The organism is Emticicia sp. 17c (genome assembly GCF_037153985.1).
Taxonomy (GTDB): Bacteria; Bacteroidota; Bacteroidia; order Cytophagales; family Spirosomataceae; genus Emticicia.
Genome location: NZ_JBBAYI010000034.1, coordinates 1 through 2,483, shown reverse-complemented (window position 1 = coordinate 2,483; position 2,483 = coordinate 1). Strand labels below are relative to the sequence as shown.

Here is a 2,483-nt window from a genome sequence, read left to right as displayed (position 1 = left end):
TTTTGTGGAGGATAACGGATTCGAACCGTTGACCCCCTGCTTGCAAAGCAGGTGCTCTAGCCAGCTGAGCTAAACCCCCATTATTTCAATCAATTTTGGTGGGCCTGCGTGGACTCGAACCACGGACCTTTACATTATCAGTGTAACGCTCTAACCACCTGAGCTACAAGCCCTCTTGCAGAGTTTGCAGTTTAATGGTTTGTAGTTTTGTCTTCCCTACAATCACTACACCTGTAAACTTCCGTTCCTTCACTTCAAATTCTAATCTTAACTTGTTGTTTGAGAGTACAAATACAAAATTCCTTTGTGTCAGTCGTTGTAAATTCCTATAATTTAAGAATTTCTCTAAAAAGGAGGTGTTCCAGCCACACCTTCCGGTACGGCTACCTTGTTACGACTTAGCCCCAGTTACTGGTTCTACCCTAACGAAATCTTTTACCTTCCGCTTCAGGTCTACCCAACTTCCATGGCTTGACGGGCGGTGTGTACAAGGTCCGGGAACGTATTCACCGGGTCATAGCTGATACCCGATTACTAGCGATTCCAGCTTCATAGGGTCGAGTTGCAGACCCCAATCCGAACTGTGAACGACTTTTTGTGATTGGCTTACTATTGCTAGCTCGCAACACTCTGTATCGCCCATTGTAGCACGTGTGTTGCCCTGGACGTAAGGGCCATGATGACTTGACGTCGTCCCCTCCTTCCTCTCTACTTGCGTAGGCAGTCTTGTCTGAGTCCCCAACTTTACTTGATGGCAACAGACAACAGGGGTTGCGTTCGTTGCGGGACTTAACCCAACACCTCACGGCACGAACTGACGACAGCCATGCAGCACCTTGTTTTGGGCCATTGCTGGCTTACTCATTTCTGAATAATTCCCTCACATTCTAGTCCAGGTAAGGTTCCTCGCGTATCATCGAATTAAACCACATGCTCCACCGCTTGTGCGGACCCCCGTCAATTCCTTTGAGTTTCACCGTTGCCGGCGTACTCCCCAGGTGGATTACTTATCGGTTTCCCTTGGTCACTGACTTGCGCCAACAACTAGTAATCATCGTTTACTGTGCGGACTACCAGGGTATCTAATCCTGTTTGATCCCCGCACTTTCGTGCCTCAGCGTCAGTGTAACTGCAGCAGACTGCCTTCGCAATCGGTATTCCTCCTGGTATCTAAGCATTTCACCGCTACACCAGAAATTCTATCTGCCTTCTGTTAACTCAAGCTAACCAGTATCAACGGCATGTAAAACAGTTAAGCTGCTACCTTTCACCGCTGACTTAATCAGCCGCCTACGCACCCTTTAAACCCAATAAATCCGGATAACGCTCGCCACCTACGTATTACCGCGGCTGCTGGCACGTAGTTAGCCGTGGCTTATTCTGCTGGTACCGTCAACGTCTCTCGCAAGAAACTCTTTCTTCCCAGTCAAAAGCAGTTTACAACCCAGAGGGCCTTCTTCCTGCACGCGGCGTGGCTGGGTCAGGCTTGCGCCCATTGCCCAATATTCCCTACTGCTGCCTCCCGTAGGAGTCTGGCCCGTATCTCAGTGCCAGTGTGGGGGATTCTCCTCTCAGAGCCCCTAAAGATCGTAGACTTGGTGAGCCGTTACCTCACCAACTATCTAATCTTACGCATGCCCATCTCTATCCGATAAATCTTTCAAAATTAATTGATGCCAATCAATTTATTATGCGGTATTAATCCGGGTTTCCCCGGGCTATCCCCCAGATAAAGGCAGGTTGCATACGCGTTACGCACCCGTGCGCCGGTGTAGTATTGCTACCACCCCTCGACTTGCATGTATTAAGCCCGCCGCTAGCGTTCATCCTGAGCCAGGATCAAACTCTCCATTGTAAATATCAAGTTTGCCTGACCACTTAAGGTCTCGCATTCGTACTCTCAACAAGTTAATGAACTTTATTCATCCAGTATTGCTACCTTCCGACTCGTAAAATCAATTAAGAACTATTCCTCTTAATTAACCTCTTTTACTTTTTTTCAACTTAAAGAACTTTCTCTTTTTATTTTCCGTTTTCTTAATCAAACGGAGTGCAAAGTTACAAGCTTTTTTCGAATTTAAAAAATATTTTTTAATATTTTTTTTCACTCTCCTTATCTCCTCTTTCGCTCGCTCTCTTCGCTTTACTCTCTCTTTCTCAATCAATCGGGGTGCAAAATTCTGACTTATTTTTTACATCTCCAAATTTATTTTGAAATTTATTTTCGCCTCATTCGCTCTGCTCAACTCTCTTTTTTTCTTACTCTCTCAATCAATCGGGGTGCAAAATTCTGACTTTATTTTTACATCTCCAAATTTATTTTGAAATTTATTTTAGAGCCTCCCTAAACTTCTCATTATCACCTTTTTACTATGCTCTTGCTATGTAACGCTCAGTGTCTCTCTCATTTTTGGGACTGCAAAGGTACGGCACTTTTTTGCCTTTGTCAAGACCCCTCTCAAAAGTTTTTTTAGCCCACCAAC

Annotated in this window: 2 tRNA genes and 1 rRNA gene; all 3 read right to left on the bottom strand. The window is 45.3% G+C overall.

The features are described 5' to 3' along the window. Nucleotides 1-5: 5 nt before the first annotated feature. A tRNA-Ala gene (locus WAA15_RS24270) sits at nucleotides 6-79 on the bottom strand. A 17-nt stretch (nucleotides 80-96) separates the two neighbouring features. Further along, nucleotides 97-173 (bottom strand) — tRNA-Ile (locus WAA15_RS24265). Between the two features lie 176 nt (nucleotides 174-349). Beyond that, nucleotides 350-1,855: ribosomal RNA gene (locus tag WAA15_RS24260) — 16S ribosomal RNA — on the bottom strand. Nucleotides 1,856-2,483: the final 628 nt, after the last annotated feature.